The 22,399-nt window shown below is 63.1% G+C and carries 28 protein-coding genes; 14 read left to right on the forward strand and 14 right to left on the reverse strand.

All coding sequences use genetic code 11. The annotated features are described in order from the left end of the window. Positions 1-204 precede the first annotated feature (204 nt). Together KFB96_RS18130 and KFB96_RS18135 are read left to right on the forward strand one after the other, a co-directional pair. Complete coding sequence (locus KFB96_RS18130; protein ID WP_213460257.1) at positions 205-492, forward strand: GvpL/GvpF family gas vesicle protein; 288 nt, start codon at positions 205-207, stop codon at positions 490-492. Next, entirely contained in the window at positions 467-1,243 is a 777-nt protein-coding gene (locus KFB96_RS18135; protein ID WP_213460259.1) for a PAS domain-containing sensor histidine kinase, read from the forward strand. The genes KFB96_RS18130 and KFB96_RS18135 overlap by 26 nt, the downstream gene beginning before the upstream one ends. A 346-nt stretch (positions 1,244-1,589) precedes the next feature. On the opposite strand, the gene KFB96_RS18140 is transcribed toward KFB96_RS18135, so the two are convergent. The 3 genes from KFB96_RS18140 to KFB96_RS18150 form a co-directional block, all read right to left on the reverse strand. Further along, entirely contained in the window at positions 1,590-2,300 is a 711-nt protein-coding gene (locus KFB96_RS18140) for a peroxiredoxin (protein WP_300971726.1), read from the reverse strand. Between the two features lie 508 nt (positions 2,301-2,808). Then, positions 2,809-3,021: a hemin uptake protein HemP gene (hemP, locus tag KFB96_RS18145; RefSeq protein WP_213460261.1), complete on the reverse strand. Its 213-nt coding sequence runs from the start codon at positions 3,019-3,021 to the stop codon at positions 2,809-2,811. Then, entirely contained in the window at positions 3,018-3,203 is a 186-nt protein-coding gene (locus KFB96_RS18150) for a hypothetical protein (RefSeq protein WP_213458387.1), read from the reverse strand. Before KFB96_RS18150 ends, hemP (KFB96_RS18145) begins: the two co-directional genes overlap by 4 nt. 1,249 nt (positions 3,204-4,452) lie before the next feature. Here KFB96_RS18150 and KFB96_RS18155 point away from each other — a divergent pair. Next, entirely contained in the window at positions 4,453-6,123 is a 1,671-nt protein-coding gene (locus tag KFB96_RS18155) for a DUF6399 domain-containing protein (protein ID WP_213501474.1), read from the forward strand. Here KFB96_RS18155 and KFB96_RS18160 read toward each other — a convergent pair. Then, on the reverse strand, positions 6,120-6,407 hold the full coding sequence (locus KFB96_RS18160; RefSeq protein WP_213460266.1) for a hypothetical protein: 288 nt from the start codon (positions 6,405-6,407) through the stop codon (positions 6,120-6,122). The genes KFB96_RS18155 and KFB96_RS18160 overlap by 4 nt on opposite strands. Positions 6,408-6,836: 429 nt before the next feature. On the opposite strand from KFB96_RS18160, the gene KFB96_RS18165 reads away from it, so the two are divergent. Further along, entirely contained in the window at positions 6,837-7,223 is a 387-nt protein-coding gene (locus KFB96_RS18165; protein ID WP_213501476.1) for a hypothetical protein, read from the forward strand. Between the two features lie 160 nt (positions 7,224-7,383). Here KFB96_RS18165 and KFB96_RS18170 read toward each other — a convergent pair whose 3' ends face one another. From KFB96_RS18170 to KFB96_RS18190, 5 genes are all read right to left on the reverse strand, one after another. Further along, positions 7,384-7,620: a hypothetical protein gene (locus KFB96_RS18170; protein ID WP_213460269.1), complete on the reverse strand. Its 237-nt coding sequence runs from the start codon at positions 7,618-7,620 to the stop codon at positions 7,384-7,386. A 230-nt stretch (positions 7,621-7,850) separates the two neighbouring features. Then, complete coding sequence (locus KFB96_RS18175) at positions 7,851-8,840, reverse strand: hypothetical protein (protein WP_213501477.1); 990 nt, start codon at positions 8,838-8,840, stop codon at positions 7,851-7,853. Positions 8,841-9,363: 523 nt separating this feature from the next. Then, positions 9,364-9,705: a hypothetical protein gene (locus tag KFB96_RS18180; protein WP_213460273.1), complete on the reverse strand. Its 342-nt coding sequence runs from the start codon at positions 9,703-9,705 to the stop codon at positions 9,364-9,366. 261 nt (positions 9,706-9,966) lie between these two features. Next, positions 9,967-10,653 carry a response regulator transcription factor gene (locus tag KFB96_RS18185; RefSeq protein ID WP_300971727.1) on the reverse strand — a complete coding sequence of 229 codons (687 nt, stop codon included), beginning with the start codon at positions 10,651-10,653 and terminating at the stop codon, positions 9,967-9,969. A 121-nt stretch (positions 10,654-10,774) separates the two neighbouring features. Continuing rightward, positions 10,775-11,128: a hypothetical protein gene (locus KFB96_RS18190; protein ID WP_300970437.1), complete on the reverse strand. Its 354-nt coding sequence runs from the start codon at positions 11,126-11,128 to the stop codon at positions 10,775-10,777. A gap of 483 nt (positions 11,129-11,611) precedes the next feature. Between KFB96_RS18190 and KFB96_RS18195 the strand changes: the two genes are divergently transcribed. The 3 genes from KFB96_RS18195 (at position 11,612) to KFB96_RS18205 (ending at position 13,264) form a co-directional block, all read left to right on the forward strand. Continuing rightward, positions 11,612-12,205, forward strand: coding sequence for a GNAT family N-acetyltransferase (locus KFB96_RS18195; protein ID WP_213460277.1), 594 nt, complete (start codon positions 11,612-11,614; stop codon positions 12,203-12,205). Positions 12,206-12,291: 86 nt separating this feature from the next. Then, entirely contained in the window at positions 12,292-12,513 is a 222-nt protein-coding gene (locus tag KFB96_RS27655) for a GvpL/GvpF family gas vesicle protein (RefSeq protein WP_213460279.1), read from the forward strand. Continuing rightward, positions 12,488-13,264 (forward strand): PAS domain-containing sensor histidine kinase, encoded by a 777-nt coding sequence (locus KFB96_RS18205; RefSeq protein WP_213501479.1) that lies wholly within the window; start codon positions 12,488-12,490, stop codon positions 13,262-13,264. Before KFB96_RS27655 ends, KFB96_RS18205 begins: the two co-directional genes overlap by 26 nt. Positions 13,265-13,606: 342 nt before the next feature. On the opposite strand, the gene KFB96_RS18210 is transcribed toward KFB96_RS18205, so the two are convergent. From KFB96_RS18210 to KFB96_RS18220, 3 genes are all read right to left on the reverse strand, one after another. Next, positions 13,607-14,317 carry a peroxiredoxin gene (locus KFB96_RS18210; protein WP_300971728.1) on the reverse strand — a complete coding sequence of 237 codons (711 nt, stop codon included), beginning with the start codon at positions 14,315-14,317 and terminating at the stop codon, positions 13,607-13,609. 436 nt (positions 14,318-14,753) lie between these two features. Continuing rightward, positions 14,754-14,966, reverse strand: coding sequence for a hemin uptake protein HemP (hemP, locus tag KFB96_RS18215; RefSeq protein ID WP_213460283.1), 213 nt, complete (start codon positions 14,964-14,966; stop codon positions 14,754-14,756). Beyond that, positions 14,963-15,148, reverse strand: a complete 186-nt coding sequence (locus tag KFB96_RS18220; RefSeq protein WP_213460285.1) for a hypothetical protein — start codon at positions 15,146-15,148, stop codon at positions 14,963-14,965. The genes hemP (KFB96_RS18215) and KFB96_RS18220 overlap by 4 nt, the downstream gene beginning before the upstream one ends. 243 nt (positions 15,149-15,391) lie before the next feature. Between KFB96_RS18220 and KFB96_RS18225 the strand changes: the two genes are divergently transcribed. Next, positions 15,392-15,754, forward strand: coding sequence for a hypothetical protein (locus KFB96_RS18225; RefSeq protein ID WP_213460287.1), 363 nt, complete (start codon positions 15,392-15,394; stop codon positions 15,752-15,754). 55 nt (positions 15,755-15,809) lie between these two features. Here KFB96_RS18225 and KFB96_RS18230 read toward each other — a convergent pair whose 3' ends face one another. Continuing rightward, complete coding sequence (locus KFB96_RS18230; RefSeq protein WP_213460289.1) at positions 15,810-15,980, reverse strand: YlcI/YnfO family protein; 171 nt, start codon at positions 15,978-15,980, stop codon at positions 15,810-15,812. Between the two features lie 43 nt (positions 15,981-16,023). Here KFB96_RS18230 and KFB96_RS18235 point away from each other — a divergent pair, with 43 nt between their 5' ends. Together KFB96_RS18235 and KFB96_RS18240 are read left to right on the forward strand one after the other, a co-directional pair. Further along, positions 16,024-17,292 carry an RNA-guided endonuclease TnpB family protein gene (locus tag KFB96_RS18235; protein WP_213501480.1) on the forward strand — a complete coding sequence of 423 codons (1,269 nt, stop codon included), beginning with the start codon at positions 16,024-16,026 and terminating at the stop codon, positions 17,290-17,292. Positions 17,293-17,323: 31 nt separating this feature from the next. Beyond that, on the forward strand, positions 17,324-17,638 hold the full coding sequence (locus KFB96_RS18240) for a DUF1826 domain-containing protein (protein WP_213460291.1): 315 nt from the start codon (positions 17,324-17,326) through the stop codon (positions 17,636-17,638). A gap of 294 nt (positions 17,639-17,932) precedes the next feature. Here the strand turns inward: KFB96_RS18240 and KFB96_RS18245 are convergent, their stop codons facing one another. Then, positions 17,933-18,235 (reverse strand): M48 family metalloprotease, encoded by a 303-nt coding sequence (locus tag KFB96_RS18245; protein WP_366931566.1) that lies wholly within the window; start codon positions 18,233-18,235, stop codon positions 17,933-17,935. Between the two features lie 183 nt (positions 18,236-18,418). Between KFB96_RS18245 and KFB96_RS18250 the strand changes: the two genes are divergently transcribed. The 4 genes from KFB96_RS18250 (at position 18,419) to KFB96_RS18260 (ending at position 21,966) form a co-directional block, all read left to right on the forward strand. Next, on the forward strand, positions 18,419-18,877 hold the full coding sequence (locus KFB96_RS18250; RefSeq protein ID WP_007193390.1) for a helix-turn-helix domain-containing protein: 459 nt from the start codon (positions 18,419-18,421) through the stop codon (positions 18,875-18,877). Then, on the forward strand, positions 18,878-19,447 hold the full coding sequence (locus tag KFB96_RS18255) for a PIN domain-containing protein (RefSeq protein ID WP_213460295.1): 570 nt from the start codon (positions 18,878-18,880) through the stop codon (positions 19,445-19,447). 108 nt (positions 19,448-19,555) lie between these two features. After that, positions 19,556-20,446 carry a DNA primase small subunit domain-containing protein gene (locus KFB96_RS26960; protein ID WP_300970438.1) on the forward strand — a complete coding sequence of 297 codons (891 nt, stop codon included), beginning with the start codon at positions 19,556-19,558 and terminating at the stop codon, positions 20,444-20,446. After that, positions 20,392-21,966 carry a DEAD/DEAH box helicase gene (locus KFB96_RS18260; protein WP_300970439.1) on the forward strand — a complete coding sequence of 525 codons (1,575 nt, stop codon included), beginning with the start codon at positions 20,392-20,394 and terminating at the stop codon, positions 21,964-21,966. Before KFB96_RS26960 ends, KFB96_RS18260 begins: the two co-directional genes overlap by 55 nt. Positions 21,967-22,399 lie beyond the last annotated feature (433 nt).

Consider the following 22,399-nt stretch of genomic DNA (forward strand, 5'->3'; position numbering starts at 1 on the left):
GGTCGGTGAAATCCCCAAGGCCGAATACAACATGAAAACGACGCATGTCGCTCTGGACGCGGTTTAATCAGGTCCTGGCATGCAGCCGCTCTTCCAAGATGTCGGGGACGGGCTTCGGTCGGCGTCCATCGAAACGCACATCGGTGCACTTTCGGTTGCGGGCTCTCAGGGTAATGCAGTCGGGAAAGCGCCGATACTCTGCACATGGGCTGCGCGCGAGTTGCTGCCTTGGAGCCCGGCCGCTCTGGCTGGTGCCTCATCGAGGGCCGGGTGGCCGGGTGCTTTCGAGAGGTCCGCGAGGAGCTTGGGCAGATCGACGGACGATCGTTGCTCTCGTTGTATTTCCTGGTTCCGCGTGCGCAGGGCGAACACTTTGTCGAATGTCTGCGGCAGGACGCGTCGAGTCTGCGCGGGACGGGGCTCTTGACCGGTCCATGGCCACCCTACAATTTTGTTGGAGCCATCGATGACGATATCCGATCACTGGATTGAAACGGTCGCGGGCGATCCCGATCATCTGCGGCCGCTCGATCGCGCGGCCGCACGCTTGACCGGCTACCCGGCGGACGTCGTGATGCACCGCGGATTCTCGGAGCTCTTTCCGGAGACGGAACGCCCGGAGGTCGAGATGGCCTTGTCCCGGGCGACGGTGTTGCCGGGCAGTCTGAACGAGGAGTGGACGCTGAGCACGGCATCGGGTGAGGGGCTCGCCGTATCCTGGACCATTGCGCCCATGTCGAGCGAGGACGGAACCCTGATCGGGATGGAGAAGATGACCCTGGTGGAGCCGCTTGCCCTGCTGAAGCAGGCCCTTTCGGTCGTGAGCCATCAGGCGCAGATCGCGCGTATCGAGGTCGAGATGCAGGTCGGCGATCGGCCGTTGTGGGCGCGCGGTGTGCCGAGTCTGCTCGAGCAGGCGTTCATCAATCTCTTTCTCAATGCCATGGCGGCCATGCCTGCGGGCGGCCGGCTCACCATCGCGGTCGACCAAGACGGCGACGAGGTTTCGGTGCTTCTCAGCGACACCGGGGTCGGCATCCACGCGGCGGACCTCCTCAGGATCTTCGATCCCTTCTACACCCGCTCGCCGATCGGGCAGGGCACCGGGCTCGGTCTGTCCATCTGCTATTCGATCATTGAACAGCATCGCGGACGGATCGACGTGCAAAGCGAGGTCGGCGTCGGAACCTGTTTCTGCGTCCGCCTGCCCTTGGCGGAACCGCCGTGCAGTGATGAGGCGTAATCCCGGCCCTGCCGTGATGGACGGGCAGCCCCCGACCTTCCTCACCGGACTGTTGCCATTTCCGAGCCTCGGCGGGAGGGCCTCGAGGTGCCCCGAGCGACGGTGACGGACTTGGGATGTTGCCGGGGACCGCGCCGATCGTCATGGTCCGGGCAGCCCAAGACGTTGCGCCTGCTCGGCGAGGTGTGTCTGTGGTACACCCCCGGAATGGCCGCAGCTGGCCTTCATCAACGAACAGTTCGTTCGCCAATGCGGCGATACCCTGTTCGCGGCTTCACCGCCCGAACGCAAAAGCCCCGACCTGTCGGCCGGGGCTGTGCGCGTCATTCCAGCCCGATGCGCAGGCTCAGAGCGATTTCTTGCAGAAGTACCAGTCCACGCAGTCGTACTCGCCGCCCGCGACCCGTGCGTTCGTCTTGCAGAAGTACCATTCCACGCAGTCGTACTCGCCGCTCGCCACCCGTGCGTTCGCCTCGTCCAAGCTGCCCGGCGGCGGGACGATGACCTGCTCGCCCGGCTGCCAGTTCTCGGGTGTGGCGACCTTGTAGGCGTCGGAGGTCTGCATGGCCTTCACCAGACGCAGGATCTCGTCGATCGAGCGGCCGTTGCTCATCGGATAGTAGAGCATGGCCCGCAGCACGCCTTGCGGATCGATCACGAAGGTCGCGCGCACTGCCGAGGTATCGCTCGCCCGGGCTGAATCATGCCGTAGGCGCTTGGCGACCTGCATGGAGAGGTCGGCGATGATCGGAAAACCGATCTCCACGTCGAACTTCTCCTTGATGTTGCGCACCCAGGCGACGTGGCTGTAGTGGCTGTCGATGGAGAGGCCGAGCAGATCGCAGTCGAGTGCCTGGAAATCGGCATGGCGGCGGGCGAAGCCCATGAACTCGGTGGTGCACACCGGGGTGAAGTCGGCCGGATGCGTGAAGAGCACCAGCCACTTGCCGCGGTAGTCTTCCAGGATCTTGCGGCCATGGGTGGTCGGGGCATCGAAGGCCGGGGCCGGCTCGTTCAGCCGCGGCATGGCGGGGGCGGTCATGGTCTCGTTGATCATGATCATGGGGCGATCTTCCGGAGTTCAGTGGTTGCTACGGGCATTGGTCATAACTCCGACCACATGGACGGCTGCCTGCGTCGTCAGGCCATCCTGGCCTTACAGAATCAGGGCTGGAAGCCCTGACTTAGTCGTGTTCGTCAGCCACACTGGCCGGGACTATGATCAAGGCCGTTGTTGCGTCGTCCCTCGCATGAGGTTGACGCTAGATTAGCGATCGCCGATGAACACAAGAAGTCGTTTTTTTGCGATGGCGATCATCGTCCAAGACGAGTGATTTATCTCAATCGATTGCCGAGAGCGATTTATCGAGGAGCGAACGGCCGATTCTTTCCGTGGGGCCGGCGCAGCGTCGTGGTGGATCCGGACCGCGTCGGGGTGTCGGGGACGCTCGCGCCGACGGTCTTGGGCCTTCGGATTGCGGCAAGCGGGGCGATCGCGTCGGCGTCCCGCAATCCCCCATACGGCTGCGCCGCATTCGGGCATCGCTGCGGAGAACGCCGATCCGTCAGCAGACACGGGCTGACCGCGAAGATCCCTTCGGCCCGACGAGCTCGAGGTGACCGGCGCCGGCCACGCGCAGCCGGTACAGCCGGCCGCGATGCAGGATGCGCAGCTCCCCGGCCGGGTCGAACAGCTCGGCGCTGAAGACGGCGTCTTGGCCGTCGGGCCCCGGCAGCGACCTCCCGGGATGCTCGGCGTGCTCGACCCGGGCGCTCATGAGGCGCTCTGCGCTTCGGCGGCGCGGCCCATCACCGGCAACGCGTTCGGGCCGGCGTGCCGTGCAGCGGGTGTGCGATCCAGCGCGGACGAGGCGCCGGGCGGAGGTGTCGCGGTGTGGGCGCCCATCAAACCGAGCAGGAGGACACCTGTTGCAACCGTACTGACGAGAAGCGCGCGCATGACCATGGCTCCAGGGTCAACACGCCGGCAAGGGCGTGGTGACCCGATCAGGTGATCGGGATGACGGGGCAGGGCATGGGAGCCCTCCCTTAAAGCAAATGATAATCGTTATTGTTGGGAATGCAAGACCGATCGAAGCTATCGGGTAAGCGGGGTCACGCGAGGTCGGGTCGGCAACAGGCACATCGCGTCCGCAGTCCTGCACTTAAACCGCGCCCAGTGCGGTATGCGATGTTTTTGGATGGGATCGGCCCCGGCAGTTTTTGCCGATGTGCAAAAAGGCCTTCCGTTTTTTCTTGGGGATGTCGATCCGTCTAAGCGGTGTTGGCCGGTAGTCCTCCGGCTTCCTTTACCCGCTCGCCCGCGGGTCGACCCTTGCGGGCCGCTGTCCACCGTCCTTGCGGGGGCGATCGGGCTTACCACGTTTCGCATGTGTACCATTCCCGAAGGGGTTAGGCTCCGCCTCTCCGCCGGCAGTGCACCATCTGCGCGGGGCCAAACAAGGGAGCCCCGACCTGACTGCTTACCTTTTGGTCCATGAAGAGATTGTTGAGCCTAGGCATCGCACCCGGCTTTCCAGGCTCGCGACGGTGGCTTCTCGTCTTTTCGCGCATCTGCGACCCGCGCAGCTCATTGTTTATAAAATGCGCGCGCCTAACTTAGCGCCATTCGTGGCCGTACCCGTATTCGAACACCTGTCCAAATTTCGGGGTTCGCATGTACGGTTGCATTTGGCTTAAATACCTGTTTTTAAATAACCCATACGTTCTCCTGAAATACGGGAGAGCCCCGATCTCAAGCAGTTGGGTAATAAAAGATGGCACTTGCCTGAACCCCGTCAGCGCTTGGAAGCCGTCCGCTAGTTTAGTCGCAAACCGGCTACTAACCTCTTTTGTGATCAACTTGACGACCAGCTTCTCAAGATCATCGCTCAAGCGAGGACAATGAATCAGATCATTCCTTCCCTGCTGCGCCCGTTCCAGCACTTCACTGGGCACAATGCGAACAGACATTTCCATTATCTTTTCTTCTTCATCACTGACCGTCAGCTGTATATTCAGGCCTTGATCATCGGTTGGTCCAAAACGGAGTGTTTCGGTAGGCGATCAAGCGCCATGAAGGAGTGGCAGGAGCGCCGGGGAGGCGTACCCTTGGAAGTGCAAACTGACCGAGGGAGATGCCGTTGTCCGATGCCCCTGCCTGTGTCGACTCTAGTGCAGATCGACGCCCCACGCCAATCCATGATCGCTTGGATCGCGCCAATCATCGGCATGCGGTGGCGCAAGCCCAGCAGGATGGGCAGAGTCAACGCGCGGCGGTCAGCGGCGCCGGCGTGGCGCGCAGCACCCTGCGTCACTGGAACGCGCCCCCTGCGATCGCGGCACCGGCGGCACCGGCGGCACCGGCGGCGCTGGCGGCCTTCGTCGAGACGCCCGAGGGCGTGGTGTGGCTGCGCCGGATCCTGGTTGCCGCACACTGGAGCATCAGCGAGCAGGGCGGCGCGGGCGTGCGCGTGGTCTGCGACTTTCTCGAGCGCAGTGGACTGTCGGCGTTCATCGGCGCCTCCTACGGCGCGCAGCAGGCCTTCCAGACCGACTTGGAGGAGCAGATCGTCACCGCCGCCGCCGAACTGCGCGGGACGCTGGCTCAAGCCATGCCCCATCGCACACTGAGCATCGCCGAAGATGAGACATGGAAAGACGGCATGCGTTTGGTGGGCAGCGATGCGGTCTCGAACTTCATCCTGCTCGAGCACAGGAGCGATGCGCGCTCGGCGGCGGCCTGGACGCAGGCGCTCGAGGATGCGCTCGAGGGGCTGAATGTCACCGTAGTGCAAGGCACCAGCGATGAGGCCAAGGGGTTGTTGGCGCATGTCGAGCGTGATCTGGACGCACACCATTCCACGGACCTGTTCCATCTGCAGCATGCGGTGAGCCAGGCGATGAGTCTGTCGCTGAAGCGCGCCGAGCAGCAGGCCGAGACGGCGGAGGCCGAGGCGAAGGCGCGCTGGCAAGAGGAATGCGCCGCCGAGCAGGCTTATCATCGGCGCCGCCACGGCCCGGGACGCCCGCCGGCGTTCGCCGCGCGCATCGACGAGGCGCTGAGCGCCTCCGTCCAAGCCAGCCTCGCGCGCGAGCAGGCCCACGCGCACCGCGCCGAGGCCAAAGCCCTGATCGGTGCTTTCAGCGAGGTCGATCATCCCTACGAGATCCAACAGGGACAGGCGCAAACACCCGAGCAGTTGGAGGCGCGTCTGGGAACGCTGTTTACGCGCCTGGAGGCGATCGCCGAGGAAGCGGATCTGTCCGAGCGCCTGCGTGCACATCTGGCCAAGGCGAAGCGCTTGACCCATAGCCTCGTCGCCACGCTGACCTTCTTCTTCATGATGGTCAACACCCGGGTACAGGCGCTGGACCTGGCACCGGCGATCGAGCAGGCGATGCTCGACGACCTGATCCCGGCGCTCTATCTGGAGCGCGTCGCCGCACGCAGCACCCGCGCCGAGCCGCGTCATCGACTCCGGGCACTGAGTGCGCAGCGTCTCGCCCCGCTGCAGCAGCCCTCGCACCCGATCCAGTCGCTGGATCTGCAGACCCGTCACCATCTCGAGCAGGTCGCCGGGGAGTGTGCCGATCTGTTCCAGCGCAGCAGCTCCTGTGTCGAGGGACGCAACGGCTTCCTCGCGCTCTATCAGCATGGGCATCACCGACTCAGCCCGCGCAAGCAGCAGGTCTTGACCGCCCTACACAACTTTGCGATCAAGCGGCCCGACGGCACCACGGCCGCCGAGCGCTTCTTCGCTCAGCCCCACCCATCTTTGTTCGACCAGGTGCTCGAGCGCATGCCCTGGCCCGCCCGACCGGCGCGACGACGACCGCGCCCGGCAAGGCAGCCGTACCTCGTCCCTGTGGCGGCTTAGCAACAGTGGACCAATCGATGATCAAGGCCTATATTCACACTCAGACAGTTCATCTGCCGGATCAGCTTTTCCCGCTCTTCCGGAGAACTGTTTGCTTTCAGTCGCTCGCCGTGCCGCTCCATATCCATGATCTTCTTCACTAGACTGGAATCGATCTTCGGAAAAAAAATATTCAAAAAGCGATAAAAAGGGAGCAGCTTTTCTGTGGAAACAGTGTTTGCGCTAAGATAAATCGGCGAGAAGTGAATCGGATCGGCATGCAACAAAGACGCTTTGCGGGTCATATCATCGGCCCTCAAGTATTACATAAGTGAAGTGGGCGCCAAGATCAGGACAATTTCTGCCTGAAGTTAAGCCAGCCTGCTCGTCTCGATTGCTGAAGTAGACCCTACTAAGTCTAGGGCAATCGCATCACGCTTTCCTAATATCGGTGTGCTCTGATGTGATACGATTGGCCTGGCCCATGCGATGCATAATTTAAACGAACGGGTTGCCGCTTTACAGTAAAGAAATGTGAATCCATGTCAGGGCTATCGCATCGATGCATTAGCGAATACTGCTGGATAACCGAGTCATTCATTCCAATTCGTGACGAGATACGGTTGGAACAACACCCTGCCCAGCGGGGGCAACGCCGGGGATGCCGGGGTTCGCTCTGCTGACCCCGGCAACGCGCCCGACCAGCTGCCGTCATCGCCCACGAGATCGCGCACGTGTTGGCGGACCACTCCAACGAGCGCTTGACCCAAGAGCTTGCGGTCCAGGGCGGGCTGATGCTGGTGGATCTGTTCGCCGAGGAGCCGGGAAGTCGCAAGCACGAGGTGCTGCGCGGGGCGCTGGGCATCGGGGCGAAGTGCGGTTTGCTGCTGCCCTACAGCCGAACCCACGAGCGCGAGGCGGCTCGCATCGGCCGCGATCTGATGGCGCAGGCCGGCTTCGATCCCGTGCCGGCGTTGCGCTCTGGCGGAACATGGCCGCCGCCGGCGGGGTCAGCCGTTGGCCTTCCTCTCCCCCTCCCACGACACGCGCATGGAGGAGCTGGACACGGGCATGGAGCAGGCCGTCGAGATCTATCGGCAGGCCCGTGCCGCGGGGCGTGAGCCGGAGTGTATGCCGCAGTGAGGAGGACGTCGGGCATCCCGTGCCGTCCCGGACGCCCTCTAAACCGCGTCCAGAGCGAGATGCTCACTTTCGAGTGAGCTCGAAGGTTGGTGAATCCACGACCCTTAGCGGGGGACGCGGTTTAAAATTTTATATTTTTTAATACTTTAAACCGCGCCGGCTCCAGTGGCTCTGAAATCCGCCGGGGCCGATCCCATCCAAAAACATCGCATACCGCACAGGGCGCGGTTTAAATGCAAGCGTGAACCAAAGATTGTCCAGAGATTCGTTGAGGTCGCTGCCGAGGAAGAACCCAACCCGCATCAACATCTCGGCGATAAGGCGCGTTCCGCTCCCGCCGACACCTCCGATGGCCACCGGAGTCTCGATTTGCACGTTCGAAACCATAAGATTCGCCTAAACCGCTCGCGACGGCTCGATTCCGCCCTTCGCAGGTTTCGCGTCGAAGGTCCACTGCTGCTGCCGAGGACCCCGACACCTCTGCGGTTACCCGCACCCTGAATCGAGTGCTCCCGGCCGCCGCGGTCGGGAGCGCTCCACGCGCGAGTCCTTTGCTGGGGCCAAGCATCTTCATCCTTGAAATGACGCGAACAGGGGACTCTGTGTTACTGGTTTCTCAGGCATGCGTTGAAGATGTCGGATGCATCTTGGTTATCGGACTCGGTGCTGCGGAAAACCGGCGAACCCATCTCTTGCCAGAATTCACCCGCCCCGGCGGATGGAGGATTGCTGCAGTTCATACGGCACCGCCGGTGACTGGTGAGGCCATTCAGGAAGGGGCCATTCATCGCCCCGGCAGGGTCGGTGAATCGATTGTTGTCGGTATCCGGAAACTCGGCCGTAGGATGCCTCCAGCTCAGGAACCATCCGCCTCCGTCGGCACCGGCGGTAAGATCGCCTCCGATATATTTCGACGCCTGATCGCCCGGCGTCGTATCGGTCTCGTACCACTCGACCGAGGCAATCTGCTGGATGACATCGCCATTGAAAGGAGCCGCTACAGGGTAACCGAAGGCGATCGTCAATTGGGATGACGGCCAGTTGTAGGTCAGTCCGGAATAACCGGTGATATCCCCGATTGCGCTGAAGCGCTCGTCTCCGGTCGGGTTGGTGATCAGGCAGGCGTAGTCATAATCGTAGTCGCCCCTGAAATGATAAGCGTTGGCCGCATAGACACCCCTCGTCGCCCAGCAGCCTATTCCATTTAGAGGTCCGCTTTGGTTGTAGCCCGGACAGAAAAGGAAGTTTGTTCCCCAAGTCCCCCGCCCATTGCTCACGCAATGAGCAGCCGTTGCGATTACACTGCGTCCGATCACGGTTGCGGAGCAGACGCGATCTTTTCCGTCCAGCGTCAGAAAGAGCTTTCCGTGAATGGATCTAGGCCATACCTGATAGGAACCCTGCATGCTCCAGCGCTGAAAAGGGGGGTAAGGCCCATCCTGAGGATTCGCTGGTGGGGAGCCGAAGGTTGACTGAATTTGGTTCGGCATCGCGCTGTCGAGTGCGATGGCCGAGGTATCAAACGTCTCGAAATCCGAATCCTCGGAAATGGGGGGCGGCCGGGATGAGGATCGGTGGATCGGAATGCGTTTCAAAGACCTCGGTCGACTGCATTGATTGGCTGTCGGTGTCGGGTCGTCTTTGAAGCACGACCGGGAGCGCCTTCTCCATTCGCTCCGAGGACCAGTAAGTCTCAGTACTCAGAGATTGCGCTGCAATCAGATCCACCGGCATTGAAACCGTGCCTTCAGGAGGAGCAGAGGATACCTTTGAGGACAGGGTAACTGCCCCCAAGATGATCACCGTGACAAGTTGTACCCTATTCATTTGATTGATCCTTTTCTTTATGTTTAGGGGGCGAAGCGTTTCCTTCGTGTGCCGTTCAGAATATCCGAGCATTATGCTCGTACACAAACTAATTCATGTATGATTTCGGTTTCAAGTAAAGAAATGTAAAGTAACGTAGCCGTAACATTCGGATTTGCAAAACCATACGTTGTGATGCCCTACGCTTGATTAGGGTTATGGGCGAAACGATGATCAAGGCCCCCGTGCGGTACGTTCCGCCGCGTCCAGGATCTCCTGCAGCCTTTCGTTCGGCTCGGTTGGCCAGTGCGCTCAGTGTGGGCCGCAGCTTTCGCCGAACGACGGGATCGCCATGATCTCCAAGAGCAGGGTGGGGTGATTGCGCAGCGTCGCGGTGATGGCGGTGTAGAGGGTCACATCGTCGTCGACCGGATCCTCGTCGCCGCTGCTCCAGGCACAGAACCACGTGGTGGCGAAGCCGATCAGCCAGGCGAGCTGAAATCCGAGATGTCCGAGCGGGGGCAGGTGCCGGGGGTCGAGCGGATCGGTGAAGCAGAGGGCACCGAGCGCGAACCAGTCACCGCCGATGCCATGTTCCGGAGAATCAGTCGCGTCGAGGGGGCAGGTGCGCGAGGGTCGGCGGCAAGTATCCATGTCCGAGTGTCCATAACCGTTTCGTTGACGGATGAAGTCTAAACCGCTTTCGTCGTTTTTTGAAGGGGATGACTCGCCGACGGATTCGACGGCAAGGCTCAAGGATTTTTCCGACCTTTGCTGAGACGCGGTTTAAGATCGACACATCGAAGACACATCGAAGCGTTCGGCCGCCCCTTCAGGGCTTGAGTTGGATGGATCCTTATCCCGGGGCGTTGCCCCGGGCTCGCGAGGTGAGCCCCGTTGGGGCATCGGAATCGGTCATTCGCTCTCGAGCCTCAGGCGGTAGCCGTGGCCGCGTACCGGCCAAATCACGAGGGTGCCGATACCGCCGTCACGCAGCTTGCGCCGAATGTTGCCGATGTGGACATCGAGCGTGCGGTCTTCCGGGGTCAAGGGCTCGCGGTGCAGCAGATGTGCGCGGCTCACGGCCCGTCCGTGCTGACGCATCAAGGTCTCCAGGATACGGGATTCCTTCTCGGTCAATCGCAGGGAGACCCCGCTGGACAGGTCGCTCAGGCTCTGGGCGCTCGGGTCGAGCCTCACCGTGCCCAGTTGGATCGCCTCGTGACGGCTCGCCTCGAACGTGTGCCGTCTGAGGACGGCTCGGATGCGTGCGAGCAGCTCCTCGACCTCGAAGGGTTTGGTGATGTAGTCATCGGCACCAGCATCCAAGCCGTCGATGCGATCTTGGAGATCATCGCGTCCGGTCAGGATCATGACGGCAGCGGGGGTGGAGCCGACGAGCTCGCGGGTCAGATCCATGCCGTCCTCAGCATCCAGATTGAGATCCAGGAGCACAAGATCCGCGCCCTCGTGACGATAGAGTCGGCGCATCTCGGATCCGTTGGCGGCGACCGACACCGCGTAACCCGCGTGCGTCAGATGACGCGCAAGGACACGACTCATGCGCGGGTCGTCTTCGACGACGATAATGGTGGCAGGAATACTCGTCTCCTTAGCTCAAGCTTAACACTTCACCCTAAGACTCCTTTACTTTCATTGGCTTACGCCAAACGAAGAAGTGGGTGAGTGGCACTACAAACATGCCATTCTTCGGGATGCGGGATCAGACAATCATTTTATGCACACCTCCCGGGGTGGGGTCGCTGCCCAGTGCCCGGATGATCGCCAGCTGCGCCGGTTCGGGTTGGGTGGCCTTGCGCACATGCAGGGCGCGCCCGTCGGGACGGCGGAAGGTGGCGGTGCCCCGGCATTGGCCGGCGAGGATCGCGCGCAGGCTGGACCACAGCTCGGTGATGCCGTGTGCCTGCAGGCGCCGCCGGATGATCTGGACGAACTGATAGGCCAGCACGGTGATGAACAGGTGTCCCTCGGCCCGCTCCGCGGTCTGATGGTAGACCGGGCGCAGACCCAGCTCCGACTTCAAGGAGCGGAACACCGCATCCAGGTCGGTGAGCATGACGTCGATCCGCCACAGCTGCTCGGAATTCCACGTCGGCTCGTTGGTGCGCAGGCAATAGACCCCGGGGTGCGTCAGGAGAGTGCCGTCGACCGGTGCGCGGACCCGCGCCGGGATCGCGGCATTGCACCTGGATCTCGGCTACCGATCGGGCATCGGCGCTCGCGGCACGCTCCTCGTCACACCTCTTTACGGAACTTGTTTTGAATCCGGCGGATTCCAATGCCTATCATCAACATTGTATATCCTGCTCGCCGTCCTGTCGCCGGCCTCGCATCGACGGACTGCCCGCCCCCGAAACCGATGCGTTGCCCCACCGAGAGCGGCCCTGTCTCGTCCGGCGGAAAACAGGGCGATCAGCCTGACGGGGATCGTGTCGCGTGCCGGGATCCGGAACCCTACGGCGCAACACGTCCGGATGGCTCGGTCCACACGTCGGAAGGATCGCCCGCGACATACGAAGTCCGGATCGAGGAAAAGCCTTTGTCGGCGCTGACGTCATCGGAGCGCCATCGCCTGCGCATTCTCACCGACGGCACCGGCGACTCCCACATGCTTGCCGTTCTTCGCGAGCATCCGAAGCAGGCGCTGTGCTTCTTGGCGCGCTCGGAATTCGAGATCCTCGGCTGGAGCTTGGTGCGTTGGTTCAAACCGTTTTGCGAGCGACCGCGCAATGCGCATCTGAGCGTCTTCGTCGCGCCTGAATGGCGTCGCTACGGGTTGGGGCGGGCCTTGATCGAGGAAGCGGTGCAGTTCGCCGTCACGCACGGACTGACGGCATGGGTGTACGCCGGCGGAAGCGATCAGCGTGACTTCTATCTCCGTTGTCCGTCGGTCGAGCACATCAGCGACACCCTTTCGAATGCGCTGAACAAACCGAGCTGCCGGAAACCATCCCCGTCAACCAAACCCGATCCTCCCCGCTCCAACGCCCCACTCCCGGCACCGACAGAGCGTCAGCGAAACCCATCCAGCCCGCGCCAAGCGCATCGGACCGAAACCCGGCAAGGCGGCGGTTTGGAGGATGGGTTTCGCTGCGCTCTACCGGTCGTCTGGTTTGGGTGTAGGTGGGTGTAGGTGGGTGTAGGTGGGTGGAGGATGGGTGCGCGCTAGTCGCTGCCTTGGAGCCCTGCCGCTCTGGCTGGTGCCTCATCGAGGGTCGGGTGGCCGGGTGCTTTCGAGAGGTCCGCGAGGAGCTTGGGCAGATCGACGGACGATCGTTGCTCTCGTTGTATTTCCTGGTTCCGCGTGCGCAGGGCGAACACTTTGTCGAATGTCTGCGGCAGGACGCGTCGAGTCTGCGCGGGACGGGGCTCTTGACCGATCCATGGCCACCCTACAATTTTGTTGGAGCCATCGATGACGATATCCGATCACTGGATTGAAACGGTCGCGGGCGATCCCGATCATCCGCGGCCGCTCGATCGCGCGGCCGCACGCTTGACCGGCTACCCGGCGGACGTCGTGATGCACCGCGGATTCTCGGAGCTCTTTCCGGAGACGGAACGCCCGGAGGTCGAGATGGCCTTGTCCCGGGCGACGGTGTTGCCGGGCAGTCTGAGCGAGGAGTGGACGCTGAGCACGGCATCGGGTGAGGGGCTCGCCGTATCCTGGACCATCGCGCCCATGTCGAGCGAGGACGGAACCCTGATCGGGATGGAGAAGATGACCCTGGTGGAGCCGCTTGCCCTGCTGAAGCAGGCCCTTTCGGTCGTGAGCCATCAGGCGCAGATCGCGCGTATCGAGGTCGAGATGCAGGTCGGCGATCGGCCGTTGTGGGCGCGCGGTGTGCCGAGTCTGCTCGAGCAGGCGTTCATCAATCTCTTTCTCAATGCCATTGCGGCCATGCCTGCGGGCGGCCGGCTCACCATCGAGGTCGACCAAAAGGGCGACGAGGTTTCGGTGCAGATCAGCGACACCGGGGTCGGCATCCACGCGGCGGACCTCCTCAGGATCTTCGATCCCTTCTATACCCGCTCGCCGATCGGGCAGGGCACCGGGCTCGGTCTGTCCATCTGCTATTCGATCATTGAGCAGCATCGCGGACGGATCGACGTGCAAAGCGAGATCGGAGTCGGAACCTGTTTCCACGTCCGCCTGCCCTTGGCGGAACCGCCGTGCAGTGATGATGCGTAAGCCCAGCCGTGATTGACGGGCAGCCCCCGACCTTCCTCACCGGACTGTTGCCATTTCCGAGCCTCGGCGGGAGGGCCTCGAGGTGCCCCGAGCGACGGTGACGGACTTGGGATGTTGCCGGGGAACGCGCCGATCGTCATGGTCCGGGCAGCCCAAGACGTTGCGCCTGCTCGGCGAGGTGTGTCTGTGGTACACCCCCCGGAATGGCCGCAGCTGGCCTTCATCAACGAAGAGTTCGTTCGCCAATGCGGCGATACCCTGTTCGCGGCTTCACCGCCCGAACGCAACAGCCCCGACCTGTCGGCCGGGGCTGTGCGCGTCATTCCAGCCCGATGCGCAGGCTCAGAGCGATTTCTTGCAGAAGTACCAGTCCACGCAGTCGTACTCGCCGCCCGCGACCCGTGCGTTCGTCTTGCAGAAGTACCATTCCACGCAGTCGTACTCGCCGCTCGCGACCCGTGCGTTCGCCTCGTCCAAGCTGCCCGGCGGCGGGACGATGACCTGCTCGCCCGGCTGCCAGTTCTCGGGTGTGGCCACCTTGTAGGCGTCGGAGGTCTGCATGGCCTTCACCAGACGCAGGATCTCGTCGATCGAGCGGCCGTTGCTCATCGGATAGTAGAGCATGGCCCGCAGCACGCCTTGCGGATCGATCACGAAGGTCGCGCGCACTGCCGAGGTATCGCTCGCCCCGGGCTGAATCATGCCGTAGGCCTTGGCGACCTGCATGGAGAGGTCGGCGATGATCGGAAAACCGATCTCCACGTCGAACTTCTCCTTGATGTTGCGCACCCAGGCGACGTGGCTGTAGTGGCTGTCGATGGAGAGGCCGAGCAGATCGCAGTCGAGTGCCTGGAAATCGGCATGGCGGCGGGCGAAGCCCATGAGCTCGGTGGTGCACGCCGGGGTGAAGTCGGCCGGATGCGTGAAGAGCACCAGCCACTTGCCGCGGTAGTCTTCCAGGGTCTTGCGGCCATGGGTGGTCGGGGCATCGAAGGCCGGGGCCGGCTCGTTCAGCCGCGGCATGGCGGGGGCGGTCATGGTCTCGTTGATCATGATCATGGGGCGATCTTCCGGAGTTCAGTGGTTGCTACGGGCATTGGTCATAACTCCGTTGCGCCAGGCAAAGCCTGGCGCAACGGGACTATGATCAAGGCCGTTGTTGCGTCATCCCTCGCATGAGGTTGACGCTATATTAGCGATCGCCGATGAACACAAGAAGTCGTTTTTTGCGATGGCGATCATCGTTCAAGACGAGTGATTTATATCAATCGATTGCCGAGAGCGATTTATCGAGGAGCGAACGGCCGATTCTTTCCGTGGGGCCGGCGCAGCGTCGTGGTGGAACCGGACCGCGTCGGGGTGTCAGTGACGCTCGCGCCGACGGTCTTGGCATTCGGATCGCGTCAAGCGGTGCGATCGCGTCGGCGCCCCGTAATCCCCCATACGAGCTGCGCCGCATTCGGGCATCGCTGCGGAGAACGTCGATCCGTCAGGAGACACGGGCTGTCCGCGAGGATTCTTTCGGCCCGACGAGCTCGAGGTGACCGGCGCCGGCCACGCGCAGCCGGTACAGTCGGCCGCGATGCAGGATGCACAGCTCCCCGGCCGGGTCGAACAGCTCGGCGCTGAAGACGGCGTCTTGGCTGTCGGGCCCCGGCAGCGACCTCCCGGGATGCTCGGCGTGCTCGCCCCGGGCGCTCATGAGGCGCTCTCCGCTTCGGCGGAGCGGCCCATCACCGGCAACGCGTTCGGGCCGGCGTGCCGTGCAGCGGGTGTGCGATCCAGCGCGGACGAGGCGCCGGGCGGAGGTGTCGCGGTGTGGGCGCCCATCAAACCGAGCAGGAGGACACCTGTTGCAACCGTACTGACGAGAAGCGCGCGCATGAAACCCGGTTCGCTGCGGGGTTTACGTCTGGAAATGCAACGCAATAACATCGTGCGCAGTGCTTCGGCCGAGCCCTTGCGGTTGCCGCGACCCGCGGTGCAAGAGCGAAGGATCGCCTCCGCGTATCCTGTCCGAGCCGCCAAACGGATCCTCGCGACCCTCGCGACCCTCGCCGATCCCGACAGGGGCGACCGCCATCCGGCATCGCCCGGATTCGACCGTTTGGCCTGGAGGTGTCAGCCATGAGCGTGCAGTCCGTGATCCCGAGCGACGCGCCGCTCGGGCTCGGCAGCCCAACCGACGCCGTGCAACGGGCCGATACCCTGGCGGACCTGACCCGGATCTTCGTGCCGGAGATCCAGATCTGTGTCCACTCACCCCCCGGCAGACCGAACATGCACGGCGCACTCGCGCACCTCCACGCGAGCGGAGTGTCCGGCCTGCGGGCGGTCGTCCGGCTCTCCGCCGGTGGCGTACCCGACATCGAGGCTCTGCCGCTTGCGCCGACGTTCGCGCATCCGGCGCTCATACGCGAGCTCGCCTTCCTGCTGGAACTCTACGGCGACCTGCTCGGCTGCGAGCACATCGAAGGAGTTCATGGATGAACGACGCCCCCCCAGCCCGATTGCGTAGCGTGCGGAGCAGAGGGCGCGAAGGCCATCAAGGGTTGTCCGCCCCGCCATCCTTCGAGCGCAGCGAGCCTCGTTCCAGGTAGCGCTTCAGTGCAGTGACGACCATGTTGCTGAGCGTGCGGTTCTCAAGTTTGGCTTGCGCCTTGAGTAATTCGATCAACGCGGGATCGACGCGGACATTCAGTGGAACTTTCGGCATGGCTGTATTGCTTTATATTTACGTAAACAGTACGATAGCACACATGAACCAGCGTTCGCACCAATTTCGTTGTTATCCGACAGAGGCCCAAGCCAAAACGCTCGGGCAGTGTTTCGGTGCTGCGCGCTGGGTTTGGAACACGGCATTGGCGTGGCGCTCGGCGGCCTACAAGATTGACGGCGAACGCGTCACCGGCGTGGACTTCTCGCGCGAGCTGACGTGGCTCAAAACATTGGAGCCGTATGCGTGGTTGCGCGACGTGCCTGCAACCGTGTTCGCGCAAACCCTGCGCGACCAAGACCGCGCCTTTGCGAACTTCTTCGCCAAGCGCGCCCGTTACCCGCGCTTCAAGAAGCGACGCGCGGCGGCGTCGATTCGCTATCAGATCGATCAGCGCAGCGTCATGAACGTCTACCGGGCCGGCGAGCTGCTGAAGCTGCCCGGTCTCGGCGCGCTCGACATCCGGTGGTCGCGCGTCCCGGGCGGCGCGCCCAAGATGGTCACGGTGCGCGTCGATGCGTGCGGACGCTGGTTCGTGTCCTTTATGGTCGAGGAGCACATTGAGCCGTTGCCTGCGAGCACGTCCGGCGTCGGCGTCGATCTCGGCGTCAACGACATCGTCGTGACCAGCGACGGGCGCAAATCCGGGAATCCGCGCCACCTGAAGCGCTATCGGCGTCGGCTGAAGCTCGCGCAACGGCGGCTGTCCCGCAAGCGCAAGGGCTCCAACCGCTGGCGTAAGCAGGTGAAACGGGTTGCCCGCATTCATGCCCGTGTCGCCGACACTCGCTCGGACCATCAGCACAAACTGACGACCGGATTGATCCGCGAACATGGCGTGATCGCGCTCGAAGACCTGAATGTGCGCGGCATGACCGCAAGCGCAAAGGGAACCGCCGAGGCGCCCGGCAAGAAGGTCGCTCAGAAGGCCGGGCTGAACCGCTCGATCCTGGATGCGGGGTTCGGCGAGATCCGCCGACAGCTCGAATACAAAGCGCAGTTTTACGGCAGGACCATCGTCCTCGCCGACCGATTCGCGCCGACGAGCAAGACGTGCTCGGAGTGCGGTGCGTATCAGGCCGACATGCCGCTCAAGGTCAGGGTATGGACATGCCCGGACTGCGGTGCGGTGAACGATCGAGATTCCAATGCCGCTCGAAATATCCTGGCAATGGCTGCGGGCGGTAGGCCCGTCGATGTGCATGGAGGGCGAAGAACTCCAAGCGCCACGACCAACAGTGGTTGTGGAATGCTGGCGCCCGTTGAGATGCGAACTCATCCGGAATGTGTCGGCGCGAGTCATGGACGATGAGCGACGACACATTAGGGGCGGACTCCAAGGTATGCGCATCGAGCGTCTGGAGCGCGCCATGTGTCCCGGCTGGCATGTCGACCGCACCGGCATCCGGCTGCTTTGCACTTGGTGCGGCCCGGGAACGGAATGGCTCGACGATCCGGGGATCGACCCGCGGGGTCTGCCCGGCAGTGCTGCGGGCGCCCCTGCAAGCGGCCAAGCCCGGCCCTTCGACATCCTGCTGCTCAAGGGCAACGCCTGGCAGGACAACGCGGCCGGCGGGGCGATCCACCGCTCCCCGGAGGTAGCGCCAGGTTCCGAGCCGCGGATCCTCGTGGCTCTGGATGCCCTCCGGGACGACTAACTCGGCGCGCGTCACCCGACGTCCTCCTCACGGCGGCGAGCACGCGGGCGCACGCCCCGCGGCACGGGCCTGCCGATAGATCTCGACGGTCTGCTCCATGCCCGTGTCCAGCTCCTCCATGCGCGTGTCGTGGGAGGGGGGAGAGGAAGGCCAACGGCTGACCCCCGCCGGCGGCGGCCATGTTCCGCCAGAGCGCAACGCCGGCACGGGATCGAAGCCGGCTTGCGCCATCAGATCGCGGCCGATGCGATCGGCCTAGCGCTCGTGGGTTCGACTGTAGGGCAGCAGCAGCCCCTACTCGGCGCCGAGACCCAGCGCCCCGCGCAGCACCTCGTGCTTGCGACTCCCCGGCTCCTCGGCGAACAGATCCACCAGCATCAGCCCACCCTGGTCCGCGAGCTCTTGGGTCAAGCACTCGTTGGAGTGGTCCGCCAGCACATGCGCGATCTCATGGGCGATGACGGCGGCGAGTTGGTCGGGCGTGCGGGCGACACGCAGCATGCCGATATGCACGCCGATCTTTCCTTGAGTGCTGTCAGTCGAGTTGCTGGTGTGAGCGACGGCTGGGCCCCAGGAGCGGTCGGTCAGTGAGTCCAGGTCTGCGTTCGCTTGACGTCATATTGCAGTCTCTGAAGCGCCTGAGAACTCGCGGGCTGCAGGCGCGAGGTCGGGAAACCTGGGCCACGCGCAGCTGGGTGGATCGCAGCGTTTCGAATGTTTCGATTGTGGGCGAGATTGCACTATACTTCGCCTCAAGTGATTGAACAGAGGAACCGAGCGATGAGTCATGCTGCACCGGTTTACCCCGGGGTGCGGATGCCAACGGAGGCCGAGGCGTCGTTGGCACTGGAGAGTAGCCGTTTGCTGGCCGCGTGCATTGGGCGAGGCGAGTCGGCTCGGCTGCGGCTGATCGATGGCGAGACCGATGTGACAGTGCCCGTCTCGGCGATTCACATGCTGGTCGACATCCTGAATCAGATGGCGCAGGGGAACGCGGTGTCACTGGTTCCGATTCATGCGGAGCTGACGACCCAGCAGGCTGCCGATCTGCTCAATGTCTCCCGCCCCTTCCTGGTCAAGCAATTGGAGGGCGGCGCCATTCCCTTCTACAAGGTCGGTCGGCATCGTCGTGTCCGTTTTTCCGATCTGATGGCCTATCGCGAAGGGCTCGATCAACAGACTGCCGATGCCGCAGATGAGCTTGCGGCCCAGGCTCAGGAATTGGGTCTGGGGTATTAGGTGGCGAGCTTCACGGTCATCTACGATGCGTGCCTGTTTTACCCGGCGCCGCTGCGGGATTTGATGATCCGGCTGGCTCAGACGCGGCGTTTTCACGCCCGCTGGACGGAGGAGATCCAGCACGAATGGTTGACGGCCCTGCTGCGACACCGGCCCGAGCTCGACGAGGCCAAGCTGCAACGGACGATGACGCTCATCAACCAGGCCGTTCCGGATTGCCTGGTCACGGGCTACGGGGGCTTGATCGACCAGCTTTTCCTTCCCGATCCGAACGACCGGCATGTGCTGGCGGCCGCCATCCGGTCCGGTGCCCAGGTCATCGTCACGATGAATCTCCGAGATTTTCCACGGGAGGCGCTCGCCGACTTTGACATCGATGTGCGTCATCCCGACGACTTCATCCTCGATTTGGCCGATCTCGATCCGGCGGTTGTGACGACGGCGGCGAAGCTCCAGCGTGCGGCACTCAAGAATCCACCGCTCACGGCGGAGACCTTCATCGACACGATGCGACGCCAGGGGCTGCCAGGCGTCGCCGGGTTCCTGCAGAGCCAGATCGCCCTGATCTGAGGGTCTGCTTTGTCCATCCGATAGAAGTCCAATCGAAGCCTGTCGATCCAGTCATGGCTCACGTCTACGGCACCTGTTCTCAGACTCGGAAAGCCCGTGTACTGACGCGTGTTGACGCTGGAGGGGCGCTGGAATGCCTTGGCACGGATTTTCATCCCGATGCGTGACTTGGACGAGATTGCCGTGCTTCAGGCCGAGAACGCGCGCCTGATCGCGCTTCTCGAAGCCCACGGCATCGAGTGGCGCCAATCGCCCGAGTCCAGGCGGACAGAGTCCGAGCAGGAGCAATCACCGCTCTCGACCGCCGAGAAAGTGGCCCTGTTTCGACGCCTCTTCCGCGGTCGCGACGATGTCTATCCGGTCCGCTGGGAAAGCAAGAAAAGTGGTCACTCCGGATACACACCCGCCTGCGCGAACGAGTGGCGAGAAGGCATCTGCGACAAACGAAACATCAAGTGCTCCGATTGCAGCCATCGCCAACTCCTCCCACTGACCGATACCGTCATCTACGGCCATCTGGCGGGCAAGCACACGATCGGCGTCTACCCCCTGCTCGAGGATGATCGCTGCCATTTCCTCGCGGTCGATTTCGACGAGGCGGAATGGCGACAGGACGCACTGGCATTTGCGCAGTCATGCGATGCGCTTGGCGTCCCGGTCGCGCTTGAGATTTCCCGCTCGGGTGAAGGCGCACACGCCTGGATCTTCTTCGCCGATGGCGTTCCGGCGAGCGATGTCCGACGGCTCGGCGCCGCCCTCATCAGCCACACGTGCGCGAGGACCCGACAGCTCAGGCTGAGCTCCTACGACCGGCTCTTTCCCAATCAGGACCGGCTGCCCAAAGGTGGCTTCGGCAACCTGATCGCCTTGCCCTTGCAGAAGGCGCCGCGCGCGCAACAGCGCAGTCTCTTCGTCGACCGCGACTGGTGCGCCTATGCAGACCAGTGGACCTTCCTCGCCTCCGTGCGACATATGGGGACATCGAGCCGACGATTCTGAAGGCGGTCGGCGGTGCTCAGCCACTGGATGTGAGCTTCATCGACGAGGAGGATCTGGCGCGGCCATGGAAGCCTCCAAAGCCGCCGAGCAAGAGGCTCCCTGGTCCTTTACCGAAGCGGATTGGGATCACGCTGGCCAACGGCGTCTACCTCGAAAGAGCACAGCTACCACAGCCGCTCGCGAACCGCCTGATCCGGCTTGCCGCCTTCCAGAATCCGGATTTCTATCGGTTGCAGGCGATGCGCCTGTCGGTTTGGGGCAAACCTCGGGTGATCGGCTGCGCCGAGAGCTACCCGCAGCATCTGGCGCTGCCGCGCGGCTGCCTGGATGCCGCGCTGGAGCTTCTGAGTGACAACGGGATCCAGGCGGACCTGCATGACGAGCGGTTTGCTGGACACGCAATCGCATTGCACTTCCAGGGCGAGCTGCGCACCGATCAGGAAGCCGCCGTCACGGCCATGTTGAAGCATGAGACGGGTGTGCTCAGCGCCCCGACCGCCTTCGGTAAAACCGTCGTGGCCGCGGCGCTCATCGCCCGGCGGGGAGTCAATTCGCTGATTCTGGTGAACCGCACGGACCTGCTCGAGCAATGGCATGAGCGTCTGCTGGCGTTCCTGGACGTCGGACGCGATCGGGTTGGCATCATCGGTGGCGGCAAGACCAAGCCCAGCGGTCAGATCGACATCGCGGTGATGCAATCCCTTTCGCACAGGGGCGAGATCAAGTCGCTCGTCGAGGACTACGGCCAGGTGATCGTCGATGAGTGCCACCACATCAGCGCACGATCCTTCGAGGCGATCCTGAAGCGCGTCAGAGCCCGATATGTCCTGGGACTGAGCGCAACACCGACACGCCGCGACGGGCAGGATCCCATCATCTTCATGCAGTGTGGACCGCTGCGGCACACGGCCGCCACGCCGCCCGATGCTCCACACGACCTCGCGGTCATCCCCCACGAGCTGCAGACACCGATCGAGCTGCCGGCGGATGTCGCCATTCACGGAATCTTCCGCCAACTGGCGATGGACGGGACGCGCACCCGGGCCATCGCAGCCACCGTTCTCGAACGCTTTCAACAGGGACGTAAGATCCTGGTGCTGACCGAGCGAGCCGACCATTTGTCGTCTCTGCGCAAGGCTTTGGACGGCATTGCACCAGCGCCTTTTGTCCTGCATGGCCGAATGCCGCGTCGGCATCGATCCGAGACGATTGCGCAGCTCAATGCACTCCCGCCAGAGGCGCCAAGGGTGGTGCTGGCCATCGGAAAACTTGTCGGAGAGGGGTTCGACCACCCACCGCTCGACACCTTGGTCTTGGCAATGCCGATCTCCTGGAAGGGAAGCTTGCAGCAATACGCCGGCCGACTGCATCGGGAGCACGCATCGAAGACCGACGTCCGCATCATCGACTTCGTCGACACCGGCCATCCAACATTGCTGCGAATGTGGGCTCGACGGCAACAGGGCTATCGGGCGATCGGCTATCGCATCGCGATGCAATCTGAGTTCGCTGGCTGGTGATCGTTCTCACCGGTCGCCGCCGTCGAGTGAGTCTTTGAAGCGGGGCATTTCTTGCCGCTGACGCAGTCAACAGAGGTCGCCGTGTGTGCGCGATCGTGCCCCTTGTAAGACGAGAGCAGCATCCGCTCTCTTGAGGTTGCTCCAAATTACGGACGTCGACGCGGCGGCTCTGGGATGGGATCCGGTCACCCCGATACCAGGTCGGGCTGTCCGCAACCAGGATCGAGCCGACACCGCCCCGGTCTGCTTGACCATCATGACGAGTGTCGATCACCGGGCGGTCGGAGCCCTGGCGGCGTGCCGGACGACGGGGTGGCGAAAAGCGTCGGCAGCACAGGATGCCATCCCGGATCGACAAACCGATGACCGTGACCGGATACTGCGAGCCACAGGCATTCCAGCCGCCGACCACGTCCACCAAGGCGACGCCACC

Source organism: Thiocapsa sp., from assembly GCF_018399035.1.
GTDB lineage: Bacteria > Pseudomonadota > Gammaproteobacteria > Chromatiales > Chromatiaceae > Thiocapsa.